The sequence below is a fragment of the Thermococcus sp. JCM 11816 genome (genome assembly GCF_055396515.1).
This window is the reverse complement of sequence record NZ_AP043741.1, coordinates 2,064,667-2,086,390: the sequence shown is the minus strand read 5'-3', so window position 1 is coordinate 2,086,390 and position 21,724 is coordinate 2,064,667. Positions and strand designations below refer to the sequence as shown.

Sequence of the window (21,724 nt, the reverse complement as noted above, 5' to 3'; positions counted from 1 at the left end):
CTCACCATCTCACCCACCACCCTGGCTTCTCCTCTTCCTCAGTCTCAAAGCGCTGGGTTCTCTTAACGGCGAAGATAACTATAGCGCCGCTCAGTGCGGCACCTATGGCAGCTTCGGTCATTGCCACATCGGGAGCCTGAAGCATGAAGAACAGGATCGACGCGAACAGGCTCACCGCGGCCATACCGACTGCTGCAGCAAGCAGGTCCCTCCACTCAACTGCGAGTATTGCCGATATGATCATGAGGGCAACTACTATGTATTCAATACAGGTTATACAGTTCATTCCTCACCACCCTCCTTTGAGGCTTCGGTTTCGGCTTTTTCCTTGGCCTCCAGGTGCTCGCGGTACTTGTCAACCACACTGCCCTGCCAAAGCGGGATTCCGCTCTTGTAGGCTGCTCTGATAAGCGCGTGGGCGCTTATCGGGTTGGTCAGCAGAAGGAAGAGCGCTACGACGACGCTCTTGGTGAACCAAGCCCACGAGAGGCCGTCGCCAACCGCCCAGAGGCCGACTCCCACCATGACGCCGAGGGATCCGAGGGTGGCGCTCTTCGTTGATGTCTGCATCCTGTTGTAAACGTCTGGCATTCTGATGAGACCCAGGGCTGAGAGGAAGTAGAAGAACGTTCCAATTAAAACCAGAGCTTCACCAAGTGCTGAGAGCACGTTCATAGACCTCCCTCCATGTAGCGTGCGAACGCTATGACACCGCCGAAGGCCAGGATTGCATAAACCAGAGCAACGTCGAGGAAGATGATGCGCTTGTAGTAGAGCGCGAAGAGCACCATCAGTCCCGTTGTTATCGTGGTCATGATGTCCACTGCCACCAGCCTGTCGGGGGTCGTTGGGCCGACCATGAAGCGGTACATGCTGAGCAGTGTTGCTATCGCTATGAGTGCCAGATAAACACCTATCCCTATCATCCGAAGATCACCTTCAGGAATTTTTCAAAGGGTCTTGTGATGTTCTCGGAGGCCTTCTCAACGTGAACCTCCTCGCTTTCAGCGTGGAGAACCTCGTCCGGAACCCATATCCAGTGGATGAAGTAGTCGTCCCCATCGACGTCGAGGGTTATCGTACCCGGCGTGAGGGTTATTGAGTTTGCCAGTGAGAGTTTCCCAGGGTTTGTTTTGAGGATGGTCTTGCAGTGAACTATCCCCGGCCTTATCGGCCTCTTGGGGTGGAGAACCCTGTAGGCAACGTCTAAGTTTGCCATGATCATCGCCCACAGGAAGTAAGGAGCGTAGGCTATCGCGTAGGCGACCCTCTTCGGATGGAGGTTCGCCAGTCCTCTCGTTGTGAATATTGGGTATGTTATCGCCGCCACTATCGCTGAGAGAACGAAGCCGAAGATAAGCTCCTGCTGGTCGAGGCTTGCCGTCAGTGCCAGCCATATTAAAAACAGGATTATCAGGGTGTATAGGTACCTGCTAATCTTACTCGCTTCCTCCATTCATCAACCCTCCAGAGAGTCTCAGCAGTTCTGGACTGCTAACCGAGGGTTTCTAACGATACCTTATAAACGTTATCTGCAAAGAACAAAGGTTTAGAACTTTTGGTTAAAATGGAGGTATCTAATTTGTCCAGCAGTCCAAAAAAGCGGGCATCAAAGTCCCTTCCCGTCGAAAAGCCCCAAAATCTTCTAAAAATCTTAGTAATGAGAATAGGAAAAGAAGCAGAAACTTCGACTAATATATGGATATTCTCTTGACACCTTCGAGCTTGGAGAGCTCGTTTATTAAGTCTCCCGGTATGGGCCTCTCAGTGATTATCGTAAGGGTAGCCTCAGGGTAGAGTTCAGGGTCTTCGGCGACTACCTGTATGATGTTTATGTCATGCTCCGCTATCTTCTGGGCTATCTTCGCGAGTATTCCCACTGCCCTCGGTTCGGGTTCTATCTCGATGACGCCGTAGCCAACGTGCCTGCCGACGTACTTCATGTGGACGGTCGGCTCGAGGTTCGTGTATATGTCCCTCAGCTCGGGAACTTTGAGAATCATTCCAACGGTCTCTTTAACGACTCTCCTGTCAACATCGAGGGCCTTGGCTATCTTGGTGTACGGGACTTCAATGTCCCCGGCCTTTATCTTCATATCATCAGAGACCCTAAGGCCATACTTCAGGAGGGTTTTCGCTATGAGTTTCCTCACAGGATATTCATCAAAGTAGTGCTCGATCCTTCCCCACATCCTGCATCACCCACTTAAGTTCACTACTATACTTTTTGCATCATTGATATTAAAATGTTTCCATGTCCGCATAATGACAATCTCAGGGGTTTAAAAATTTTGAGGATGGATAAAACCTCCATCGTCGAGTTTTTAAAAGCGGATGAAAACCCGTGGACATGATTGAAGTCGCACTGCCCCACGTGACCTTTGAAGATGTCGGCGAGAGCATAAGGCTGATATGGAGAGAGACACTTTACGCGGACTTTGACAAAAAAGAGCTGATCAGAGTAATCAAGCGTAAGTACCGCGTAAAGCCCGAGTTAATTATAAAAGATGGGAAGTTTTTCATAGATACTGACTACCCCGGAATTGAGAAGTACATTGCAATCTACATTCAGAACAATCTAGGAGCCCTTCTCAGGAACAGATACACGAACAGGAAGGTACTCTACATCCACGAGGGCCTCGATGTCCCTCTCCTCGGCTACAACGCATTCGGACTTATTGATAGGGGAACTAACCTGATCCAGGTCAGGGGAGTGAGCGGCTGCAATCTCAGCTGCGTTTTCTGTTCCGTTGACGAGGGTCCCTATTCAAGAACAAGGAAGCTCGACTACGTTGTTGACATAGACTATCTGATGAAGTGGTTTGATGAGGTTGCCCGGATAAAAGGAAAGGGCCTTGAGGCCCACCTCGACGGTCAGGGCGAACCTCTCATATATCCCTTCCGTGTAGAGCTCGTCCAGGCCCTCCGCGAGCACCCAAACGTCTCGGTTATTTCAATGCAGAGCAACGGGACGCTCCTGAACGACAAGCTGGTTGAGGAGCTGGCCGAGGCTGGCCTCGACAGGGTAAACCTCTCGATCCATTCCCTCGACCCAGACAAGGCGAAAATGCTGATGGGCAGGAAAGACTACGACCTCCAGCACGTCCTCGACATGGCGGAGGCCCTTGTGAACGCAGGAATAGACGTTCTCATTGCACCCGTTATCATTTTCGGGGTGAACGACAACGAGGCTGAGGCCTTCATAGAGTTCGCCAGAAAGATCGGCGCCGGAAAGCGCTGGCCCGCGCTGGGCTTCCAGAACTACGTTCCCTACAAGTTCGGTCGAAACCCTGTCATAGCCAAGGTCAAGCCCTTCAAGGAATTCTATGCCTGGCTTAGGGCCCTTGAAGAAAAGACTGGAATGAAGCCCCTCGTTCTAAAGCCCGAACACTTCGGGATGGAGAAGAGGGAGTTCATTCCCCTTGCATTCAGACCGGGAGAGGTCGTTAAGGCAGAGGTAGTTCTCCCAGGCAGGATAGAGGGAGAGATGATAGCAAAAGCCAGAAACAGACTCATCGAAGTCATAAATACCAGAGCGGAAGTTGGGGACAGGATAAGGGTTAGAATAGTGAGAACCAGGCATGGAATATACATCGGGACCCCCGTGTAGTTCAAGATGCTCCAACATTCCAGACAAGATTTGTAACATTGTGAGCAATCCAAACTAATTGGGCGAACATTTGTAAAATTTCCAATAAAATACCTTTCTAATAGCATAATCCTTAAATACGATGAAAAGTTTAACTACAATTGGGGGAGGGGAATGAAAAGGGCCATAATTTCGATAGTTATGTTAATTTTGCTCATAATGGTGTACACTAACGTAATGTCTGCACTTGGTTCTATCTCCAATGTGCTCAACGGAATCACCGACCCCCTCCAAGACCCGGACAAGCTCGTCAACGGCATCAATGTGGGGAAAAACAACATGCCCCAGTTAAACCCCGCTGGCAACCAGATAGAATATCTAGCGGAGAACACACCGCTTCCAGGATCGGGGGTGTATACTGTAGATCAGATGAACGAGAGTCTCCTCAGGGAAGTCCTAGACCCAACCGACTGGTACGTGGGAAACACCTCCCTCAGCTCAGACTACGCGTACAGAGTGTACAACGACACTCTGAAGGTCGTGAAGAACTCGACCGAAACATCGAAGTCAATAATAGAGAAGTTTCTTGGGGTCTTCAAAATCGGCACAGACAACAACGAAACTCAAAATGGACTTGGACAACTACTGGAGGATGCCCTGGAAAAAGTTCAGAACATCACCGAATCAACCGAGGACTACATCAACTCCGTATTTGGAGATAAACAGTGATCGCCGTACATTACTTCCCCATCTATACTGCTTAAGAGTATTGCCATGAAAGGTTAGTTCTTGAAAAGCGATGAAAAAGAATAATCAGATGAAGCGGGAGCTTTTAACTTTCAGCTCCCCTTTTTCATATAGCCCAACCAGGATTTTTGCAATCTTCTCTCCGGCTTTTCCGTCCCCGAACGGGTTAGGTGCCTTTGCCATTTTCTCATAGAAGTCTCTGTCCTCAATCAGCCTTTGCAGGTAGCGGAGAACCCTCTCCTTTTCAAGACCCACTAAGATATTGCCCCCAGCTTTGACTGTTTCCGGCCTTTCAGTATTGTAACGGAGGGTCAGGCAGGGCACGTCGAGAATTATCGCCTCCTCCTGAACACCTCCCGAGTCGGTCATTACGGCGAAGGCGTTCTTCTCCAGCCTCAGAAAGTCGAGGTAACCGAGCGGTTTGGTGAGTACAAGGTTCTCTATCGAGGCAACCCGTTCCCAGAGACCAAACCTCTTGAGCCTGCCCTCTGTCCTCGGATGGATAGGGTAAACGGCCATCATCGGAAGACTTTCGAGGATTTCAACAAGCCTGGTAAGGTTCTCCCAGCTGTCGGTGTTCTCGGCGCGGTGGGCCGTTATGAGGATGTACTCTTTGGGCTTAAGGTCAAGCCTCTCGAGGACGTCGCTCTTTTTCTCCGCCACCAGGGAGTTCTGGAGTACGGCGTCAACTATTGTATTCCCCACAACATAGACGTTTTCCGTTATGCCCTCCCGCTCGAGGTTTTTCCTGGCTTCTTCGGTCGGAGGGAACAGGACTTCGCTCGCATGGTCAGCTAGGATTCTGTTTATCTCCTCGGGCATCGTCCGATCAAAGCTCCTCAGCCCAGCCTCAACGTGGGCGACGGGTATCTTCAGCTTCACGCTCGCCAGAGCACCCGCTAGAACGGTGTTGGTGTCGCCCTGTACTAAAGTAACGTCGGGTCTCTCCTCCATCAAGACTTTCTCGATTTTAATCATGGCCTTCCCCGTCTGCTCCGCCTGAGTTCCAGAGCCTACTTCGAGGTGGTAGTCTATCGGCGGAAGCTCAAGTTCCTCAAGGAAAATCCTACTCATCTCGTAGTCGTAGTGCTGGCCGGTATGAATGAGCAACGGCTTAATTCCCATTTCAAGGAAAGCCCTTACGACGGGGGCCAGCTTGATGATTTCGGGCCTGGTCCCAAACACAAGGGCGGGTTTCAATATTCACCCCTCCCTATGCCCTTAAAGAGGAAGCCTCTCGGAGGTTTGTCTATGATGTGTCTGCCGTCTATCAGAATCTTCGTCCTCATAAGCTTCCCAAGCTCCTCCCAGTTGAGGTTCTTAAAGGCCGTGTGGTCAGTGGCGATAACCGCCGCGTCGGCACCCCTCAGAGCCTCCTCCAGGCTTTCAGCGCTTCCCCCAACAAACGGGTCATAGCTTCTGACTTCCCTGACGTCGTCCTTTATGGCGTCTATAAAAGCTATGGCAGGGGAGTTCCTCGTGTCGTCGCTGTTTCCCTTGTAAGCCAGCCCAAGGACGGCAACCACGGCCTCTTCAGGTGGAACGTTAAGCTGCTTAAACGCAGAAAACAGAAGGTCTTTCGTGAAGAGCGGCATTGAGTCGTTTATCTCCCTGGCGGTTCTTATGAGGCCAAAATCTTCTTTGGCGGGCCAGAGGAGGAGGTGAGGATCCTTAGGAAGGCAGTGGCCGCCGACACCGATTCCCGGAAGGTGAATGTTCACGCGCGGGTGTGTATTGGCCAGTTCTATCGCCTCAAAGACGTTTACCCCGTACTGGTGGGCGAGGAAAGCGAACTCGTTCGCCAAGGCAATGTTCACATCGCGGAAGGTGTTCTCCATGAGCTTCACGACCTCGCTCACGGTGGAGCTGGTCTTGAAAGTCTGCCCCTTCACAAAGGAGCGGTAGAGCTTCTCAGCTATCTCTGCGCTCTCCGGGGTTATTCCGCCAAAGATTCTGGAGTTATAGACAAGTTCCTTGAATATCCTGCCAGGCATAACCCTCTCGGGTGCGTGCACCATGTAGAAATCCTCACCTGCCTTGAATCCCCTTATCTCCTCGATGAGCTTCGCCATTTTGACTGTAGTCAGCGGGGGGACTGTGCTCTCTATCACGACAAGGGAACCCTTTTTCATCCGCTCTGCGACTGTTCTGACCGCGCTTTCAAGGTAGCTCAGGTCGGGGGTTTTGTCTTCCTTTAGGGGGGTCTGGACGCAGATTATATAGGCGTCTTTGTTCCTTATCTCCTCAGGGTCAGAAGTCGCCCGCAGGTTGCCGCTTGAGACGGCCTTCTTCAGGAGTTCGTCTATTTCGGGCTCTATTATGTGAGCTTTTCCAGAGTTTATGCTCCTAACAACGTCTTCTCGTATCTCATAACCAGTGACCCTAAACCCTGCATTCGCGAACATTATCGCAGTCGGCAGCCCAATGTATCCGAGCCCGATTACGGCTATTTCCTTCACATCTACCACCGGGGGGAGCTATCCTGGACGGAATAAAAGCCTTTTCCAGCCAACGGTTGTGAAAATGTTTTAGGGTGTGATAAGTTAGTTAGAAATGCCAGCCTCTCAAAAACCTGAGCGGATTTTGGGTGTAGTTGAAGGAAGACATTTAACAGCCAATTTCATCCAAAGAAAGGGTTAGAAAGCTTTTTCAATCAAAAGCAAGAGTTGAGGACACAGAAAAAAACGCCTTCACAACGGTTTTTTGGAAACCCTTATAATGGACAGATGCGTCCAGTTATTGGATGGTGGTAGAATGAAGGTCTGGGTGGATATAACCAACGCGCCTCACGCTCACTTTTTCAAGGGCTTGATACGGGAGCTTGAGAAGTCCGGCTATGAGATTATAATCACCACGAGGGAGTTTGACGGCCTGACCGGAATTCTCGATATGCTCGGCTTTGACTACTACGTCGTCGGGAAGCACGGAGGGGCTACTCTTGAAGGAAAACTTCTGGCAAGCTCGGAGAGGGTTTACAAACTCAGCAAGCTCATAATAGAGGAAAAGCCCGACCTGGCGATTTACAAGCACTCCGCAGAAGCTCCAAGGGTTGCATTTGGCCTCCAGGTACCCAGCATAGGCTTCATTGACAACGAGACCGCGATTGGTCAGAACAAGCTCATAGCCCCGTTCACAAAACTGCTCCTGTATCCAAGAGCTATTGATGCCTATGAGCTGATCAAGTGCGGTGCAGACCCGAACGGCATGAGGCCCGTTAACGGATTCTCCGAGCTAGCCCACCTCTACGGCTTTAAGCCCGAGAGAAAGGTTCTGAAAGAGCTTGGGGTGAAGCGCAACGGGTACATCGTTATGCGCACCGAACCCATAAAGGCCAACTACTTCAACGGCGACATAAAGAGCATTCTTGAGGACGTCATACCCCTTCTTCCAGACATCCCAATAGTCCTGTTCCCGAGAACTGAAGAGCAGAGGAAGCGCTTTGAGCGCTTTGACAACGTCATAATGCCAGAAAAGCCCGTGGACAGCTTGAGCCTTCTTTACTACGCCAGACTGATGATAGGAGCAGGGGGAACGATGAACAGGGAGGCAATAGCCCTCGGGACTCCAACGATCTCCACTTACCCTGGAAAACTGCTCGCCGTTACCAAGTGGCTCGTTGAGCTTGGGGTAAAGTTCCACTCAACGGATCCCCTGGAAGTTGCCACAGTGGCGGAAAGGATGATAGAAATGAACGGCAGTTACAGGAACTACATCCGGAGCGTTGTTTCGGGGCTTGAGAACCCAATGGAGGTAATCCTGAAGGAGATAGAAACATATGAAACCGAGGGAACTTTCCTCGTCTCATCAGAGGCCGGCAACGTTGGGAGTTATGTAAGCCTCGATAAACGCAGCGATTAAGAGCATCAGCAAGACTATAAGGTAAAGCCTCAAAGCCTGGAGGGCACCCTCTTTGAGGCCTTTTCCCTTATCTTCTGACTCCATAATCCTGCGGTACCAGCACATACCTGCCGCTCCGGCCAGGAGTATCGCGGGGATTTCTACAATCCCGTGTGGCACAAGGCCCAAAATGAGAGTTTTTACTGGGATTCCTTCTTCCTTGAGCACGCCGACGACAAGTCCGACTATGAACCCGTTGGCAAATATCACAAAACCAGAACCAACACCAAAAAAGAGACCCGCCACAACCACCAGAAGCGCAACCCTGGCGTTGTTGAGGAATATCCACACAAAATTTCTGAACGGGTTCTCGGAGATACTTCCAAACTGTCTGGCAAGCCGCTCCATATATTCGAAGGCCATTCCCGGCTGGAACCTCACGTATGCCAGACCCGCAGCTATGCCAGCGAAGAGTGCCAACAGTAGATAGAGGAAATACCTGCCAATTCTCCCCACGGGTTTCACCCTTCGAGGGCCTTCTTCAACGCTATCTTGAAGTCCTCGACGTTTATATAAGGCATCTCGACGTCAAGCCTCATGGCAAAGAACTCGTCTATTATCCCCTCCAGCTCTTCGAGCTTGTGCCCTTCAAGCCTGCTTTCAAGTTCATGAACAGTCTCCTCGGGATGAATGAAGAAATCTCCCGTTATCCTGACGTTTTCAGCCCTTCCATCCCTTTCGTCGAACTCTATCCTTATGAGGCCCTTCTTAGCTTTGTGCTCACCTACGTGGTGCTTCATACCCATCCCCTTAGTAAGCTCGCGGGAGAAGTTTTTAAAGGTTGGGTTGTAGTTGGGCCGGTGGTGAGGATGGTTTACAAAGAAGTTCAGGAAAGGGTAAGGCTCGCACTGCGTCAAGCTCTTGATGAAATGCTCCATGAGGCTGGAAAGGAATGGGACGGTGAGATAACCTTTGATGACACCCCCAGCATCGAGCTGGGCGACTTTGGAACGGCAGTGTCCTTCCAGCTGGCCAGGGTATTCAGGAAGGCGCCGAAGTTTATAGCCGAGGAACTCGTTGGGAGAGTGAAGGAAAAGCTCCCAGAAGAAATAAGGGACGTTAAAGCCGTGAACGGCTACATAAACTTCTACCTCGACTACGAGTTCTTTGGAAAGGCCCTTGTGAGGGAAATACTCGAGAAGGGCGAGAAGTACGGCGAGAGTGAACTCGGGAGTGGAAAGAAGGTCATAGTTGAGCACACTTCTGTGAACCCGACAAAGCCGCTCCACATGGGGCACGCGAGGAACGCCGTTCTCGGCGACACGATGGCGAGGATAATGAGGAAGCTCGGCTACACCGTCGAGGTTCAGAACTACATTGACGATCTCGGCGTTCAGTTCGCCCAGGTTCTATGGGGCTACCTAAACCTGAAGGAGGAATTTGAGAGGATTGAAGCGGAGCTACGCGAGAAGGGCCTGAAGGAGGACTTCATAGACCATGTAATGGGCCTGCTCTACGTTGAGGTCAACAAGAAACTTGAGGAGAACCCAGAGGTTGATAAGGAAGTCCGCGAGCTGATGAAGAAGCTCGAAGAGGGCGACAACGAGATAGCCGAGGTTGGAAGGAAGCTCGCCGAGCGCGTTGTCAGGGCGCAGATGCTCACCACTTACCGCATGGGGATAACCTACGACCTCCTCAGCTGGGAGAGCGACATAATGAAGAGCGGGATCTTCGGCGAGGCCTACGGGCTGATAGAGAAGAACGAGAACTTCTTCTGGGCGACGGAGGGCAAGTACAAGGGAGCCTTCGTGATGGACTTAAGAAAGCTCTTCCCTGATATGAAGAACCCGTTCCTCGTTCTGAGGAGGAGCGACGGGACGGCAACCTATACCGGCAAGGACATAGCCTACCACCTCTGGAAGTTTGGCAAGGTCAAAGCCGACATGCTCTACAAGCTCTGGGACAGGGTTGAGGACCACGAGACCTGGACGACGGCTCCCGACGGAAAGGAGATGCCCGGAAAGTTCGGAAGGGCTGATATAGTAATCAACGTCATCGGCGCCGAGCAGAAGCACCCGCAGATGGCGATAAAGTACGCGCTCCAGCTCCTTGGCTTTGAGGATGCGGCTGAAAACTTCCACCACCTGGCCTACGAGCACGTGGTAAGACCTGAAGGCTCGTTCTCCGGAAGGAAGGGAACGTGGGTCGGCTTCACCGTCGATGAAGTCCTCAACGAGGCCGTCCAGAGGGCAAGGGAGCTTGTCGAGCAGAAGAACCCGAACCTGAGCGATGAGGAGAAAGATGAGATAGCCGAGGCTGTTGGCGTTGGGGCAGTCCGCTACAACCTCGTCAAGTACAGCCCGGACAAGGTAATCACCTTCCGCTGGGAAGATGTCCTCAACTTCGAGGGAGACAGCGCCCCGTACCTCCAGTACGCCCATGCAAGGTGTGCCTCTATCCTCAGGAAGGCCGAAGAGAGCGGAGTGGAGACTGACTGGAATGCCCTGCTTGAGAAGGCGGACTTCTCAAAGCTGACAAACAGGGAGAAGGAGCTGATAAAGTTCCTCGCGAAGTTCCCGGAGGTTCTGGAGAGCGCTGGCAGGGACGTCAAGCCCCATCTCGTTCCAGCTTATCTCAACGAACTGGCCTCGCTCTTCAACAGGTTCTACATGGACCACCCAGTGCTCAAGGCCGAGGAGGGAATAAGAGAGGAGCGCCTGCTCCTCGTCTTGGCTGTAAAGCAGGTTCTCAGGAACGGACTTGATGTTCTCGGAATAAAGGCGCCGGAGAGGATGTGATCAGTCCTCTTTAATCACTTTTTCCACAACCGGGTCTATAATGTGGTAGCGGCCGTTTTCCTTCTTTATCCAACCCATTTTCTCCAGGTTCACGAGAAGGCTGTTGAGGCGTGCGTTGGTTATCGGACCGCCTTTGGCCTCAACATAGTCCTTTATCTGAGACCACCTTGAAAGTCCAATTGAGATCGCCTTTAAAATCAAAGCGTAGCGGGGGGAGCGCTTCTCCAACTCAAAGAGCTCCTCCTTTATCATGGCCTTTGCCCTGTTCATGGTTGTCTCTATAGCTTTCTCAAAGCTTCCCTTCTTCCAGTAGTTGAATCCGAACTCAACGAGCCATCCGGGGATACCATCGAGCTCGTCAACAGCTCTTCTTATCTCATCTTCAGGAACTTTAACTCCAACTTCTGCAAATCCCCTCCTCAAGAATTCCTCTGAGAGCTCTCTGGGAAACGGCCTTATCTCGATCTCCTCTGATATTCTGCCGTAGAGGGGGCTGGAATAGTCGTCAATTCCAACAAAGTCGTGGAGGAGGCCCACTTCGGAACCTGTGAACACGAAGCTGATGTTTGGGAGTGAATCGTAGGCATAAGCTACTCCTGCGAGGAAGTCTTTACCCCCTCGTGAACCAAAGAAACGGAGGTACTGAGCCTCGTCGAAGGCAATGACGACTTTCTTTCCAGTCTTTCTTCCGAACTGCTCCAGCCTATCCAGAACATCAACCCAGGTTGATTCCCTGGGTTTTAAGTGAAGGCCTAGGAGGTTTATCTCCTCCACCTTAATCCCCCTAAGGAAACCAACCCTGCCCTTCCCGAGGAGTATCCTGGTTATCTCGTCAACGAGCATAGCTGAGCTTATACTGCCGCTACCAGCGGAATAGAGGCGGCGGGTGTCCATGTAAATTCCAATACCGGAGTACTCGTTCAGGGCGACCTTCAATAGGGAGCTTTTTCCCACGCGTCTGATCCCGATAATGAGGCTTATCGGATATTCGTTCATTCCGTTAAGTATACTTTCAAGTTCTTTCTCCCTGTCAAAGATTTCCTCCCTTCTTTCTTTAGGTCTTGGATCAAACAGCATTAGGTATCGCCCCCGATACTAAGTATCGGTACCGATACTTAAGGTTTTCGTGCAATACCAACACTAAAATACCCTTTTAGACGTACTTTATCCCGGTGATTCCATGCGTGGCGTTATAGTCCCCATTGTCACGCCCTTCAAAGAGGACTATTCAATAGACGTACCAGCTCTCGAAGAGCACCTCGACTACCTCCAGAAGGTCGGGGTTCACGGAATATTCATAAACGCGACTACCGGGGAGTTTACGAGCCTCAGCAAGGAGGAGAGAAGGTTTTTGGCCGAGAAGGGCAGGGAACTTGTAACTTCAGCGTTCTACCTCGTGGGGACGGCATCATCGAACACCCTCGAGGTCATTGAACTTACAAAGCACGCCCAGGATATTGGCGCAGACTACGCCGTGATAGCGCCCCCATACTACTGTCCCCTCACCGAGGAGGCACTATTCAGGCACTACTCAATGATAGCGGAGAAAACCGACATCCCAATCATACTATACAACATCCCCGCCTGTGCGAACTCGCTGAGCGTTCCACTCGTCAAGCGCCTCACCATAGAGTACCCAAGCATTGCCGGCATTAAGGCCACCCTAGACAGCGTGAACTACATAAGGGACATTATTCTCGATGTGAAGGGAGAAAGGAAAGACTTCAGGGTCTTCACTGGCCTCGACCAGCACTTCCTCAACACGCTGATCCTCGGCGGCGATGGCGGAATAATGGCGTGCGCGAACTTTGCACCAGAGCTTCATCTACGCCTCTACAAGGCCTTCAACGAGAAGCGCTTTGAGGAGGCCTTTGAATACTCAAGAAAGCTGGCTAAACTCTCAAAGGTCTATGACATCGCCTCGTCGTTTGGATCGGCTATAAAGCTCGCAATGAGAGTCAGGGGCTTCTCGATAAAACCCGTCCTCAGGCCGCCCTACACTATGGATGGAAAGGAAGTTGAAGAAAAGGTGAGGGCTCTCCTCTTAGAGGTTCTGTAAGCCAAGAAAAAAGTAGTCGAAACATAAAAATACCTCCTGTAGATACCACTAGACGGTGAGAGTATGGAAAGGACTACTGATGCACGCATTGAATATATTCTCTCTGAACTGGAGAGGCTCAAGGTTCACATCCAAAGACTTGAGTCTATGCTCGTTCCCCTTGTGAAGGACGAAGTCCCCGAGGAGGAGCTCAGAGAGATAGAAATGGAAGCGAGAAAGTTCAAGGAGGAAAGCGAGGAATGGATTGATGCCGAAGACCTCGATGAAATCCTGGAGGATGAAGAATGACGTTCAGAGTTAAAATCAGAAAGGAAGTCATAAAAGAGCTAAAGAAAATGCCAAAGCCAATCTCAACAGATTTCTGGAGCTGAAGGACGTTCTTCAGTATGAAGCCGTTCCGAGGGACAGGTTTGATATCGCAAAGCTGAAGGGTTCCGATGATCTGGATATATACAGAGTTAGACTCGGTGAATACCGGGTTATCTACTCAGTAAACTGGGAAGAGAGAGTTATACTAATCCATCGGCTTAAAAGAAGAGGGGAAGCGTATAAATAGCTCACTGAATCTTGTACCTTAGAATCGCGCCAAGACCCCCAAAGGCCTTGTAGAACTGCTGGCCTTCCTCGGTATCGAGGGAGATAATCTCGACATCCGCCCCGCTCTCCTCTGCCATCTTTATAAGCTCCTCCGCTACGTCCCACTTCTCGAAGGTTATGTTCTGGCTTCCGCACTTGGGGCAGTGAGTCAACTGCTTCTTGTAAACGTGGAACTCCTGTTCGCTCATTGTCTTGAGCTCCTCCCAGCCGCAGTTGTTGCACTTCGCCCTGACGCGAACCTTGTCGTAGCCCTCGCTGATTAGGAGCTTGTCAACGGCGCCGAGCTCAAGGGCCTTCCTAACTTCCTTCTCACCGTAGGTTATCATTCCCGTGTCCTTGACGAGGTGCTTGAAGAACTCCTGGATGAGCTGACGCTCCTTAACTGCCTCATGGTCTTTGAGGATGTCGCTGGCCTTCTCAACAAGCTCCCTTAGACCGTACTCACCGTGGTAGCTGATGTCAACAACGCCGATGACCTTCTTCCTGAGCTCGTGGTGGAGGTAATCTCCCTCAACGAACTCCTCCTTCGTCGGACCAGGACCGCCTATGATTATGCCCCTGAGCTCACCCTTCTCAAGGAGGGGCAGGAAAGCCTTGTTGGCGTGCTCCCCAATCCTCTTCATGAACTCGTGGGTCTCCTGCTCCCTGATGCGCTCGTAACGCCTCGCCGACTGACCACCGGCGCGGGTCTTTCCGGGGACGTTGGAGGTAAGCTCGTCTATGACCTCGATTCTCTTCCCACGGAGGAGACCTATAGTCGCCTCGTTCTTCTCGACGGTTATAAGGCCGTAGGCGTCCTTAACGCGGAGCATCTCCTCAAGGGGCTCGGTAACGAAGGTCTGGTCACATCGATATAGCCTGACGTTGAGCGGCTCGGGTGGAACGATAGCCCAGAGCTTTATGTCGCTCACACCTTCCTGCTCGCTCACGTTTCCGACGAAGAGAGCCAGGCCGTTCTCGGGGGTCTGTTTGTAGAGCTTGAGATGCTGCATCGCTCTTTCGAGTGCACCAAGGACGTTCTTTCGAGTTGACTTGCTCTTGATGTTCTGAGCGGTCCCGTACTCCTCCCTAAGCTGCTGCATGACCTTGTTTATGTCATAGCCGGCCGGGATGTAAAGGCTGACGAGCTCGGTTGCGCGGCCTCGATAGCTCTTCAGCTCCTCGACCTTCTTCTTGAGTTCGTACATCTCGGCAGACTTGTGAGACATGAGCATCACCCCTAACTTCTCTCGCTGAAATAGGCACGAAAAGGGTCTTTATAAAGGTTTGGAGCTACAGAAGGGATAGCAGGATGACTATGAAAACACCCGGGATTCCACCGATAGCGACTATCAAAAGGTTCAGAAGGTTGAGCTGGACGTGAGTGATGCCAAGGAAGTTGAGAAGGCCGAGTATGAGCAGGCCAGCTATCGTGTTCAGGGCCAGCCACTTGATTATTGCCAGGGTCAGCTTGGTGACGGCCCATCCAACCGCTATGATTAGGAAAAGAAGAACTAAAATCTCCAGCATTCTTTCACCTCAAAGCTTTTCAAGAGCTTCCTTTGCTATATCTCCGAGCTTGACCCACTTCTTGCCCTCGAAGGGAAGTATCACTTTGTCCTCGACGTCCACGAACTCCCGGACCTTCTCTGACAGCTCGCGCAGGCCGAGCTCACCTATGATCATGAGAGCAAAGCCTTTCTGGTTTTTGTCCCCTGTTTCAAGCTGTTTTTTGAGTTCATCCACAATCCAGGCCCTGTATTTGTCGAGAAGCTCCGGATAGGTTTTGACGATAGCATAAGCCAGCGTCATCGCGTTCTCCCTGACGTAGGGGTTTCTAGATTCCGTAAGGCCAAGGATTTTCCTGAAGGTATCCTCGTTAAAATGACCCTTGACAACATCAGGGTTGCTTTCCACGAGGTTCGTTATCGTTAGCAGGGCATCTCCAACAACACCCGGGTTGTTCGAGGAGAGAAGTTCAAAGAGGGCCTCCCTGATCTTCTTGTCCTTTACTGCCTCCTGGAGAAGGAGTTCGAACTGGCTCTCCTCCAGCATCTTTTGAACCTTACCCTTCTTGGAGCCGAATGAGAGGAACGCCATCGCCACCACCTTAAGGGGATTTGGAGAAAGGAGATTTAAAGGTTTATCTTTTCTTTTTGAAAGCTTTGCCCTTCAAGGCGAGCGAGCTTAGTGTTTGAGGTTCGGGGATTAAAAGAGGCTGTGGATGTTGGATAGTAGTTGTTTGAGTGTCGGCCGGTCGAGTTTTCCGATTAGCTTTCCGTTTAGAACGATGTCCTTGGGAAGGGTGAACAATTTGAACGGCTTGATGATGCTTATGTTCCTCAGCCTTCCCGTTCCAGGCACTAGGTTAGAGTTGGAGATTATTATCACCCTCCTTTTGAGTTCAGGAGGTAGGCTTAGTATTCGGTAGTCTTTGTGGCGGGATACCTGGCAAACTATAACGTCCAAGTTATCTGAGTTGAATTTATTCTCTGAGACAATTATGACAGGCCTTATTTTGTCTTTTAAAACGAATTTTTGGCTGTTACCCTGGAGTTCATAGTAAGGAAACGGTGCCGTCCATATTTCACCTTGTTCCAGCATGTTTCGTCCTCCTCTGGCTTCAAAGAAAGTCAGTCTTCCAGAAGTTCGTCAATGAAGTAGTCGTCTATTGTCCTTGGTTCGGGATTTAGGGACTTTATTTTCTCCGCGACGATTTTGAAGTCTTTTTCAAGTTCAGCTAGGTCTCTTTCCTCTTCGACAATTTTCAGCACTCTCAGAAGCAGGAGGAGGAAGTATCCGATTAGTTCTTCTATGGTGTTGAAATCCCTGTTTTCCACCATTATCCCAAGGAGGTTCGCCTCCAGGGACAAGAATTTGTCGAGGATTTCAAACTGCTTAACTTCCTCTTCGGTTAGGTTGTCCCTGCTTAATGCCTTTTCCCATAGTTTTCTGTTCGATTCGTTCACCTGGGCCTGGAGTTCCACAATCTCGGGGATTAAGATATTGAGCACTTCCTCTTTGACTTCTTCTGGGTTTATGTAGCTGTTTTCCGCGGCCTCCATGAGTTCGTCCAAGAAGGGGGATGTTTCAGATAGGATAATGTTGTTGATATCCCCTATTGCTCTTTCGTAGGATTCTTTAGTTGCCTCCTCGGGAGTGATCTGTAGAAGTTTTTGCAGGATTTCATCGGAGTTTTCATCTATTTGCGCCCGTATTTTCTCAAATACGTCTGATAACGATGTGATGTCTGTGAACATGAGAAGAGGAACGTCTCTGAAAAACCTTTGCCAGAATGTATAGTACTCCCTCGCCACTTGGGCGCACACAAGGATCACCCTCAATAGTTTCTGTCTCCAATGGGTGGTATCAACGCAATGCTTAAATAAGTTTTGCAGTTATCCAGCTCCCTAGCTTCCCAGCGCGCAGATTATTACCTTGCACGCCTCATCGTTGCCAGCCATGCAGTCGTCGTAAATCTGTCCCAGGTTCTTGCCGTTTGCGTCGTAGTTAATCGCACTTGAGTAGTCGCCGGAGTAGGAAGTGCCCTGGACTGTGCAGGTGGTCTTTCCATTTGAGGTCGAGAGGGAGACGGCTTTGGACTTGATGTTTTCCCACGTCCCGGTTGCGTTGAGCTGGACGATGATGTACTGTGCGGAGTTCTGGAGGGAGAGGGAACTGACTTGCTCGCTGGTTCTCAGGGCGTTTGGTATGTACCCTGTGTTATAGGCGAAGAGCGTGATGAAAAGCAGAATGAAAGCAGTGCCGAGCATGAAGACGTATTCGAGAGAAGACTGAGCTGGAGATTTCATTGGACACACCTCGGAGAAAATAAAAGGGGAACAAACTCCAACATCAGCTCTTCTTAGCATCCGAAAGGTCAAGAATCAGATTACATGCAGCCTCGTCTCCACCCTGACAGTCATCATAAATCTGGCCAAGGGTTGTAGGAAGCTTAGTGTATGAAGCCCAGTCTGAGCTTTTGTCTATGTTGGCAGTTGCTATCACCTTACTCACTCCTGTAACCTTGCCATTATCATCTTTCTGAGCAACACCGATCTTAAGGAGAGTACTGTCACTCACAACAGCATAGTCGTCATTCCATATGCCACTCCCAACAAGCCTCGTTTTGACCATCTCAACCTGGGCTTGAAGCTGAGATATATCTGCAGTCTGCTGGGCTTGGCTTCCGCTCTGGCTGACGTACCTCACAGCTATCAGGATTATAACCAGGGCGGCCGCGATCATGAAGAGGTACTCGATGGCACCCTGGCCCTTCCTCCTCTTGAGTCTGAACATTCCACAACACCTCCGAAGGGTTACTTCACCCCATTCTCAATCCAAAAACCCTTATATAGCTTTCTACCCAAATTTGAGGGTGAGGCCTTCAATATTGTGTAATCAGCAGGGGTGGTGGCATGAGGTTGCTTAATTTCCAGCATGAATCTGCAAGTATTGAGGATTGTACAAGCACTGTGGTTGAATTATCAAATAAGGCCCTCCAATCAACCCACGGATTCATATCATCCGCAAAGATTTCCCTGAGCTTTGGAGCTTTTATGAACCTCGGAGTTACGGTGCTCATAGACGACGAGAAAGATATGTTAAAGGGCATCATTGCGGAACATTCAACTGGTAAGAACAGGGCCGATGCCCTCAACAAAGCCCTGGAGATTCTCAACTCGAAGCTGCCGAAGAACGCTGAGGTTGTGGACTTCGAGGTCGGCACCTACGTAACCCCCGTTACGAGGAGGGCCTACGGCGTCGCTGTTGCCGTTTACAACGCCCCCACTGAGCAGAAACCCTTCGAGGAATTCACGATGGAAGAAAGGCGGAGACTCATCGCACGGGTTCTCAAGGAGTTCAACTACAACCCGAAGGTACTGAACATCTCAGAACTCGCCAGAATGTTCGGAGTGTCGAGGGACTCGATATACTACGACATCCAGCAGATACTAAAGGAAAAATAATTGAAAGGCTAAGCCGTCCAGAGCGGCCTTGGAGTTGCTGTAATCACGAATATCACAAGCGCCGTTAGTGCTAGAACTATTCTGCCCTTTGAAACGGGACTGACCTCGTCGAGAGCCCCCGGGTTGCCAGCGGAACCTATGAAGATTATCAGTATGGCCCATATCAGCCAGCCGCTCCAGAGATAGCTCATCCCGACGAGGAGCAGAGCTGCGGCGTAGGTTATCATCTTATGCGCCTTCTCGCCGATGAACGCCCTAAGGATGTGGCCGCCGTCGAGCTGGGCGACGGGGATTAGGTTGAGGAAGGTAACCAGTATTCCGACCCAGCCAGCTATGGCTACTGGATGAAGGAAAATCACGTAATCGCCCTGTACGTTGAGCACCAGCCTTTGGAGGGCCTCAAAGAGCAGGTTGGTTCCGAAGTAGAGGCCGCCCTCCGTTGATGGCACCATGCTCATGGGCACCAGCACGGATAGCTTCAGACCGAGCACAGTCACGGGCACGGCGACGAGGAAGCCCGCTATCGGCCCGCTGACGCCGAGGTCTATGGCGGCGTTTCTGGTAGGGAGCGGTGACTTCACCCTTATCACGGCTCCCAACGTCCCGAGGATGTTTGGGAAAGGTATGAAGTAGGGCATCGTCGCTTTAACGCCGTGGTAGGTGGCCGCAATCTTGTGGCCGAGTTCGTGGGTGCCTATTATGGCCATCACGCTGACCGAGAAGGAGAGCGCAATTATATACGGGTTTCTAAGGCCTGGAAGGCCGTAGTGGTCAAGGGTGGCGATGTAGTTGAGCGCCAGGTAGTAGCCGGCGAAGAACGTCGAGAGTACTGTAAGCACGAGGAAAAGCCAGGGAAGCCATGGATTGTCGGGGGGTATCTTTCCAGCGGGAAAGACGAAGAGCACGACTCTACCGTCCCTCTTCTTAAGGGCCGCCCAGTAGCCGAGGTTCTCAAGCTCCCTGAGAACCCTCTCAAAGTTTTTTTCGTAGATGTCGAGAACCTCAAAGACCGCCACGTGCCCATCAAAGCCGTAAAACCTCAGAGAGTAGAACTCATTTAGCCTTGCCTCGACCTCCGGGGGAAGACCGTGAGGAGATTCTCTCGGGACTTCAACCCCGGGAGAAACTCCACTCCCCTCGGGAGCTGGGACTTCCTCCCTCCCAGAACGGACGTTCGGAGATTCTACACCGCTTACAGCATAGCCCACTAGTATCATGTCGCCGCCGCACTTGGGACAGGCCCTCTCAATCACGGGTTCGGTGGAATCCAGGACTTCCCTGTGGCCGCAGTTTACGCACTCGTATATTCCCCTCGGCATTTTCACTTCCCAAAAGAAATTGGGGAGAAAGTTAAAAACCTACTCCCCATCCTCAAGGATTTCGACCTCTCCGCTGTCGGCATCGACGCGGACTTTCATCCCGGTCTTGAGCTTTGAGACATCCACACCGTCAACCATTGGAATGTCTGATATAATCGCGCCCGTGGCAACTATAGTCTCGGCTTCGCCAACGATTATCGCCTTCGGGGCTTTGTTGTTCTTTTTGAGGGCATAGATAACGTAGGAACCAACTGTGGAGCCCTTGCCCCTCGGGAAGACGAGGATTTTTCCCGCTATGCTCTGACCCCTGATGTCGCTCTCGGCGTCAGTCACGATGCCCGTCTCGGGATCAACGCCGCCGAGAAAGGAGAGGGGCTTCCTGGAGACTATAACTTCTCCCTCCGCTTTGCCCCCAACGATTTTCCTGCCCTTGAGCTTCATGTTACCACCTCACGGAGCCTCCTTTATCAGGTTCTCAACGCCGTCAAGCCGTACGCTGAAGCCAAAGGAACGGAAGTAGAAGGCCGACTTTCCGCTGTTCGTGGCTATCCCCCTGTACCATCCCTTTATCGGCGAGACGACGAAACATGAATCGGGTATGATTTTCCCGTTGTAGCGTTCGATTATCTCAGTATAACCCAGGGCATCCGCCAAAGCCTTCACGGCCCTGCTGGCGGTTATGAAGAGGGGTATCTTGAGGGGCTTCCCGCGCATTCTCAGGAGTTCTGCTATTTCCTTGACCTCCGGCAGGGAAGCGTGAGGACAGCCAATCAGGATCATGTCTATCTCACTCCAGTCGTCCTGGAAGGATTCTCTAACGGCTTTAAGGTCAGAGTCCTCAACGGTTATCGTTTCCAGTTTGTCAGTTATAGCCTCCCTGTACTCAGGGGTCTCTCCCTCAACGTGGTAGAGGGCTATCGAGCCGGTAGCCCCCATCGCGGCGCCGAGCTCCTTGAGGAACTCGGTCTTTTCAGGCTTTAGGTTTTTGAAGTAGGGGACGTCGTTTCCGAGGGTCTTGCCGACGTGGTAGCCGAGAACCGAGTAGTCTGCGAAGGTCTTTACCTTAGCTTTAACGTCAACGATAACCGTTGCCTTCCTGTTCTCATCGAGGTGGAGGCCGTAGTTTGGAGTTTTGCCGACGATGGCAGCGGCGAGGCTAGACGGCCCTCCTTCCCTGTTCGTCCTAGCTCCCAGAATAGAATTGGCGAAGCTGACAGCTGAACTCTCGCTCCAGGCTATATGGTCCCCGAACTTGGGGAGGTTTGCGCCGTAGTACGGGGTGCAGGTAGATGTGACCTCAATGCCCATCTTTCTGTAAAGCTCAAGGACTTCCATCTGCTTTTCCATGAACTCGTCGTCGCCTATTCCCGCCGGATTGAGGGTTGTGTAAACACTGACCTTCGCTCCAGCCTCTACAAAGTCCCTCAGGAACTCGATTCCAGCATCACCGATGTTCTTGTAGGAGACTCCCGCCACCTGGGCGCTCTTTATCGGGATGAGCCTGTCAGCACCGTAGATGTCGCCGAGGGCAACGAGTATCTCCATCGCCTTCTGCAGTGCATAGCCGTACTCTCCCGCTAAAATTAGCTCCTCCTCCTTCGTCAGGTACATTCTACCACCGGCATAATTTGACCTGGAAAAGTTATAAAACCGCCTCCGCAAAATTTATAAACCCTCCACTGTTCACTAACTAACGGGTCGAGCAGCGGGGTGGGGCAGCTAGGAGTGCCCGCCGGGCTCATAACCCGGAGGTCCGAGGTTCAAATCCTCGCCCCGCTACCAGTCTATTTTTGTGCATTTCTTCTGGTATTTGTTCCCCCATGATGTTT

At 51.3% G+C, this 21,724-nt stretch carries 28 protein-coding genes and 1 tRNA gene; 9 read left to right on the top strand and 20 right to left on the bottom strand.

From position 1 onward, the window contains the following. Position 1: 1 nt before the first annotated feature. From ACZ5TN_RS11685 to ACZ5TN_RS11665, 5 genes are all read right to left on the bottom strand, one after another. Positions 2-286, bottom strand: coding sequence for a DUF4040 domain-containing protein (locus tag ACZ5TN_RS11685; protein ID WP_011250174.1), 285 nt, complete (start codon positions 284-286; stop codon positions 2-4). Then, positions 283-675: a monovalent cation/H(+) antiporter subunit G gene (gene mnhG, locus ACZ5TN_RS11680; protein WP_054840488.1), complete on the bottom strand. Its 393-nt coding sequence runs from the start codon at positions 673-675 to the stop codon at positions 283-285. Before mnhG ends, ACZ5TN_RS11685 begins: the two co-directional genes overlap by 4 nt. Then, positions 672-926, bottom strand: a complete 255-nt coding sequence (locus ACZ5TN_RS11675; RefSeq protein WP_011250176.1) for a monovalent cation/H+ antiporter complex subunit F — start codon at positions 924-926, stop codon at positions 672-674. Before ACZ5TN_RS11675 ends, mnhG begins: the two co-directional genes overlap by 4 nt. After that, a complete protein-coding gene (locus ACZ5TN_RS11670) occupies positions 923-1,456 on the bottom strand; it encodes a Na+/H+ antiporter subunit E (protein ID WP_011250177.1) in 534 nt (177 codons plus the stop codon). The genes ACZ5TN_RS11675 and ACZ5TN_RS11670 overlap by 4 nt, the downstream gene beginning before the upstream one ends. A 235-nt stretch (positions 1,457-1,691) precedes the next feature. Next, complete coding sequence (locus ACZ5TN_RS11665) at positions 1,692-2,192, bottom strand: ACT domain-containing protein (protein WP_011250178.1); 501 nt, start codon at positions 2,190-2,192, stop codon at positions 1,692-1,694. 158 nt (positions 2,193-2,350) lie between these two features. Here ACZ5TN_RS11665 and ACZ5TN_RS11660 point away from each other — a divergent pair, with 158 nt between their 5' ends. Both ACZ5TN_RS11660 and ACZ5TN_RS11655 read left to right on the top strand, forming a co-directional pair. Then, positions 2,351-3,610, top strand: a complete 1,260-nt coding sequence (locus tag ACZ5TN_RS11660; protein ID WP_464916778.1) for a radical SAM protein — start codon at positions 2,351-2,353, stop codon at positions 3,608-3,610. Positions 3,611-3,826: 216 nt separating this feature from the next. Further along, complete coding sequence (locus tag ACZ5TN_RS11655; RefSeq protein WP_464916777.1) at positions 3,827-4,318, top strand: hypothetical protein; 492 nt, start codon at positions 3,827-3,829, stop codon at positions 4,316-4,318. A gap of 84 nt (positions 4,319-4,402) precedes the next feature. Here the strand turns inward: ACZ5TN_RS11655 and wecB are convergent, their stop codons facing one another. Together wecB and ACZ5TN_RS11645 are read right to left on the bottom strand one after the other, a co-directional pair. Then, complete coding sequence (wecB, locus tag ACZ5TN_RS11650; protein WP_464916776.1) at positions 4,403-5,536, bottom strand: non-hydrolyzing UDP-N-acetylglucosamine 2-epimerase; 1,134 nt, start codon at positions 5,534-5,536, stop codon at positions 4,403-4,405. Further along, positions 5,533-6,741, bottom strand: coding sequence for a UDP-N-acetyl-D-mannosamine dehydrogenase (locus tag ACZ5TN_RS11645; protein ID WP_464917654.1), 1,209 nt, complete (start codon positions 6,739-6,741; stop codon positions 5,533-5,535). Before ACZ5TN_RS11645 ends, wecB begins: the two co-directional genes overlap by 4 nt. A gap of 349 nt (positions 6,742-7,090) precedes the next feature. Between ACZ5TN_RS11645 and ACZ5TN_RS11640 the strand changes: the two genes are divergently transcribed. Then, the gene (locus ACZ5TN_RS11640) at positions 7,091-8,194 is read left to right on the top strand and encodes a DUF354 domain-containing protein (RefSeq protein ID WP_011250183.1); all 1,104 of its coding nucleotides are present in this window, start codon (positions 7,091-7,093) and stop codon (positions 8,192-8,194) included. Here the strand turns inward: ACZ5TN_RS11640 and ACZ5TN_RS11635 are convergent. Together ACZ5TN_RS11635 and ACZ5TN_RS11630 are read right to left on the bottom strand one after the other, a co-directional pair. Continuing rightward, positions 8,141-8,689, bottom strand: coding sequence for a stage II sporulation protein M (locus ACZ5TN_RS11635; protein ID WP_464916775.1), 549 nt, complete (start codon positions 8,687-8,689; stop codon positions 8,141-8,143). The genes ACZ5TN_RS11640 and ACZ5TN_RS11635 overlap by 54 nt on opposite strands. 5 nt (positions 8,690-8,694) lie before the next feature. Next, positions 8,695-8,973 carry a lipoate protein ligase C-terminal domain-containing protein gene (locus tag ACZ5TN_RS11630; protein WP_011250185.1) on the bottom strand — a complete coding sequence of 93 codons (279 nt, stop codon included), beginning with the start codon at positions 8,971-8,973 and terminating at the stop codon, positions 8,695-8,697. A 69-nt stretch (positions 8,974-9,042) separates the two neighbouring features. Between ACZ5TN_RS11630 and ACZ5TN_RS11625 the strand changes: the two genes are divergently transcribed. Next, entirely contained in the window at positions 9,043-10,971 is a 1,929-nt protein-coding gene (locus ACZ5TN_RS11625) for an arginine--tRNA ligase (RefSeq protein WP_011250186.1), read from the top strand. Here the strand turns inward: ACZ5TN_RS11625 and ACZ5TN_RS11620 are convergent, their stop codons facing one another. Then, positions 10,972-12,048: an AAA family ATPase gene (locus tag ACZ5TN_RS11620; RefSeq protein WP_464916774.1), complete on the bottom strand. Its 1,077-nt coding sequence runs from the start codon at positions 12,046-12,048 to the stop codon at positions 10,972-10,974. It abuts the gene before it with no gap. Between the two features lie 103 nt (positions 12,049-12,151). Between ACZ5TN_RS11620 and ACZ5TN_RS11615 the strand changes: the two genes are divergently transcribed. From ACZ5TN_RS11615 to ACZ5TN_RS11605, 3 genes are all read left to right on the top strand, one after another. Then, positions 12,152-13,030, top strand: a complete 879-nt coding sequence (locus tag ACZ5TN_RS11615) for a dihydrodipicolinate synthase family protein (protein WP_011250188.1) — start codon at positions 12,152-12,154, stop codon at positions 13,028-13,030. Positions 13,031-13,093: 63 nt separating this feature from the next. Then, a complete protein-coding gene (locus tag ACZ5TN_RS11610; protein WP_011250189.1) occupies positions 13,094-13,318 on the top strand; it encodes a DUF5646 family protein in 225 nt (74 codons plus the stop codon). 73 nt (positions 13,319-13,391) lie between these two features. Continuing rightward, entirely contained in the window at positions 13,392-13,586 is a 195-nt protein-coding gene (locus ACZ5TN_RS11605) for a type II toxin-antitoxin system RelE family toxin (protein ID WP_143598755.1), read from the top strand. Position 13,587: 1 nt separating this feature from the next. Here ACZ5TN_RS11605 and prf1 read toward each other — a convergent pair whose 3' ends face one another. From prf1 to ACZ5TN_RS11570, 7 genes are all read right to left on the bottom strand, one after another. Then, positions 13,588-14,835 (bottom strand): peptide chain release factor aRF-1, encoded by a 1,248-nt coding sequence (gene prf1, locus ACZ5TN_RS11600; RefSeq protein ID WP_464917653.1) that lies wholly within the window; start codon positions 14,833-14,835, stop codon positions 13,588-13,590. A 64-nt stretch (positions 14,836-14,899) separates the two neighbouring features. Continuing rightward, a complete protein-coding gene (locus ACZ5TN_RS11595; protein WP_054839993.1) occupies positions 14,900-15,136 on the bottom strand; it encodes a pro-sigmaK processing inhibitor BofA family protein in 237 nt (78 codons plus the stop codon). Positions 15,137-15,145: 9 nt separating this feature from the next. Continuing rightward, entirely contained in the window at positions 15,146-15,706 is a 561-nt protein-coding gene (locus tag ACZ5TN_RS11590; protein ID WP_054839992.1) for a hypothetical protein, read from the bottom strand. A 108-nt stretch (positions 15,707-15,814) separates the two neighbouring features. Next, positions 15,815-16,210, bottom strand: coding sequence for a type II toxin-antitoxin system PemK/MazF family toxin (locus ACZ5TN_RS11585; RefSeq protein ID WP_011250193.1), 396 nt, complete (start codon positions 16,208-16,210; stop codon positions 15,815-15,817). A gap of 29 nt (positions 16,211-16,239) precedes the next feature. Beyond that, a complete protein-coding gene (locus ACZ5TN_RS11580) occupies positions 16,240-16,923 on the bottom strand; it encodes a hypothetical protein (RefSeq protein ID WP_464916773.1) in 684 nt (227 codons plus the stop codon). A 93-nt stretch (positions 16,924-17,016) separates the two neighbouring features. Continuing rightward, positions 17,017-17,418 carry a hypothetical protein gene (locus ACZ5TN_RS11575; protein ID WP_054839990.1) on the bottom strand — a complete coding sequence of 134 codons (402 nt, stop codon included), beginning with the start codon at positions 17,416-17,418 and terminating at the stop codon, positions 17,017-17,019. Between the two features lie 43 nt (positions 17,419-17,461). Further along, positions 17,462-17,905 carry a class III signal peptide-containing protein gene (locus ACZ5TN_RS11570; protein ID WP_054839989.1) on the bottom strand — a complete coding sequence of 148 codons (444 nt, stop codon included), beginning with the start codon at positions 17,903-17,905 and terminating at the stop codon, positions 17,462-17,464. 119 nt (positions 17,906-18,024) lie between these two features. Here ACZ5TN_RS11570 and ACZ5TN_RS11565 point away from each other — a divergent pair, with 119 nt between their 5' ends. Further along, positions 18,025-18,576 (top strand): hypothetical protein, encoded by a 552-nt coding sequence (locus ACZ5TN_RS11565; RefSeq protein ID WP_011250197.1) that lies wholly within the window; start codon positions 18,025-18,027, stop codon positions 18,574-18,576. An 8-nt stretch (positions 18,577-18,584) separates the two neighbouring features. On the opposite strand, the gene ACZ5TN_RS11560 is transcribed toward ACZ5TN_RS11565, so the two are convergent. From ACZ5TN_RS11560 to ACZ5TN_RS11550, 3 genes are read right to left on the bottom strand one after another with little or no spacing between them, the layout of a single operon-like run. After that, on the bottom strand, positions 18,585-19,895 hold the full coding sequence (locus ACZ5TN_RS11560; protein ID WP_464917652.1) for a site-2 protease family protein: 1,311 nt from the start codon (positions 19,893-19,895) through the stop codon (positions 18,585-18,587). Between the two features lie 39 nt (positions 19,896-19,934). After that, complete coding sequence (locus tag ACZ5TN_RS11555; RefSeq protein ID WP_011250199.1) at positions 19,935-20,336, bottom strand: DUF126 domain-containing protein; 402 nt, start codon at positions 20,334-20,336, stop codon at positions 19,935-19,937. A gap of 9 nt (positions 20,337-20,345) precedes the next feature. Beyond that, a complete protein-coding gene (locus ACZ5TN_RS11550) occupies positions 20,346-21,506 on the bottom strand; it encodes an aconitase X catalytic domain-containing protein (RefSeq protein WP_464916772.1) in 1,161 nt (386 codons plus the stop codon). A gap of 93 nt (positions 21,507-21,599) precedes the next feature. Between ACZ5TN_RS11550 and ACZ5TN_RS11545 the strand changes: the two genes are divergently transcribed. Beyond that, positions 21,600-21,677 (top strand) — tRNA-Met (locus ACZ5TN_RS11545). Positions 21,678-21,724 lie beyond the last annotated feature (47 nt).

What these genes read in the sequence shown, in the direction of transcription:
- ACZ5TN_RS11670 (WP_011250177.1), bottom strand. Translation starts at nt 1,456, where the DNA reads ATGGAGGAAGCGAGTAAGATTAGCAGGTACCTATACACCCTGATAATC.
- ACZ5TN_RS11560 (WP_464917652.1), bottom strand. Translation starts at nt 19,895, where the DNA reads ATGCCGAGGGGAATATACGAGTGCGTAAACTGCGGCCACAGGGAAGTC.
- ACZ5TN_RS11675 (WP_011250176.1), bottom strand. Translation starts at nt 926, where the DNA reads ATGATAGGGATAGGTGTTTATCTGGCACTCATAGCGATAGCAACACTG.
- ACZ5TN_RS11630 (WP_011250185.1), bottom strand. Translation starts at nt 8,973, where the DNA reads ATGAAGCACCACGTAGGTGAGCACAAAGCTAAGAAGGGCCTCATAAGG.
- mnhG (WP_054840488.1), bottom strand. Translation starts at nt 675, where the DNA reads ATGAACGTGCTCTCAGCACTTGGTGAAGCTCTGGTTTTAATTGGAACG.
- ACZ5TN_RS11655 (WP_464916777.1), top strand. Translation starts at nt 3,827, where the DNA reads ATGTCTGCACTTGGTTCTATCTCCAATGTGCTCAACGGAATCACCGAC.
- ACZ5TN_RS11645 (WP_464917654.1), bottom strand. Translation starts at nt 6,741, where the DNA reads ATGTTCGCGAATGCAGGGTTTAGGGTCACTGGTTATGAGATACGAGAA.
- ACZ5TN_RS11550 (WP_464916772.1), bottom strand. Translation starts at nt 21,506, where the DNA reads ATGTACCTGACGAAGGAGGAGGAGCTAATTTTAGCGGGAGAGTACGGC.
- ACZ5TN_RS11665 (WP_011250178.1), bottom strand. Translation starts at nt 2,192, where the DNA reads ATGTGGGGAAGGATCGAGCACTACTTTGATGAATATCCTGTGAGGAAA.
- ACZ5TN_RS11615 (WP_011250188.1), top strand. Translation starts at nt 12,152, where the DNA reads ATGCGTGGCGTTATAGTCCCCATTGTCACGCCCTTCAAAGAGGACTAT.
- ACZ5TN_RS11565 (WP_011250197.1), top strand. Translation starts at nt 18,025, where the DNA reads ATGAGGTTGCTTAATTTCCAGCATGAATCTGCAAGTATTGAGGATTGT.
- ACZ5TN_RS11585 (WP_011250193.1), bottom strand. Translation starts at nt 16,210, where the DNA reads ATGCTGGAACAAGGTGAAATATGGACGGCACCGTTTCCTTACTATGAA.
- prf1 (WP_464917653.1), bottom strand. Translation starts at nt 14,835, where the DNA reads ATGTCTCACAAGTCTGCCGAGATGTACGAACTCAAGAAGAAGGTCGAG.
- ACZ5TN_RS11590 (WP_054839992.1), bottom strand. Translation starts at nt 15,706, where the DNA reads ATGGCGTTCCTCTCATTCGGCTCCAAGAAGGGTAAGGTTCAAAAGATG.
- ACZ5TN_RS11620 (WP_464916774.1), bottom strand. Translation starts at nt 12,048, where the DNA reads ATGCTGTTTGATCCAAGACCTAAAGAAAGAAGGGAGGAAATCTTTGAC.
- ACZ5TN_RS11625 (WP_011250186.1), top strand. Translation starts at nt 9,043, where the DNA reads ATGGTTTACAAAGAAGTTCAGGAAAGGGTAAGGCTCGCACTGCGTCAA.
- ACZ5TN_RS11610 (WP_011250189.1), top strand. Translation starts at nt 13,094, where the DNA reads ATGGAAAGGACTACTGATGCACGCATTGAATATATTCTCTCTGAACTG.
- ACZ5TN_RS11555 (WP_011250199.1), bottom strand. Translation starts at nt 20,336, where the DNA reads ATGAAGCTCAAGGGCAGGAAAATCGTTGGGGGCAAAGCGGAGGGAGAA.
- ACZ5TN_RS11640 (WP_011250183.1), top strand. Translation starts at nt 7,091, where the DNA reads ATGAAGGTCTGGGTGGATATAACCAACGCGCCTCACGCTCACTTTTTC.
- ACZ5TN_RS11660 (WP_464916778.1), top strand. Translation starts at nt 2,351, where the DNA reads ATGATTGAAGTCGCACTGCCCCACGTGACCTTTGAAGATGTCGGCGAG.
- ACZ5TN_RS11685 (WP_011250174.1), bottom strand. Translation starts at nt 286, where the DNA reads ATGAACTGTATAACCTGTATTGAATACATAGTAGTTGCCCTCATGATC.
- ACZ5TN_RS11595 (WP_054839993.1), bottom strand. Translation starts at nt 15,136, where the DNA reads ATGCTGGAGATTTTAGTTCTTCTTTTCCTAATCATAGCGGTTGGATGG.
- ACZ5TN_RS11575 (WP_054839990.1), bottom strand. Translation starts at nt 17,418, where the DNA reads ATGAAATCTCCAGCTCAGTCTTCTCTCGAATACGTCTTCATGCTCGGC.
- ACZ5TN_RS11570 (WP_054839989.1), bottom strand. Translation starts at nt 17,905, where the DNA reads ATGTTCAGACTCAAGAGGAGGAAGGGCCAGGGTGCCATCGAGTACCTC.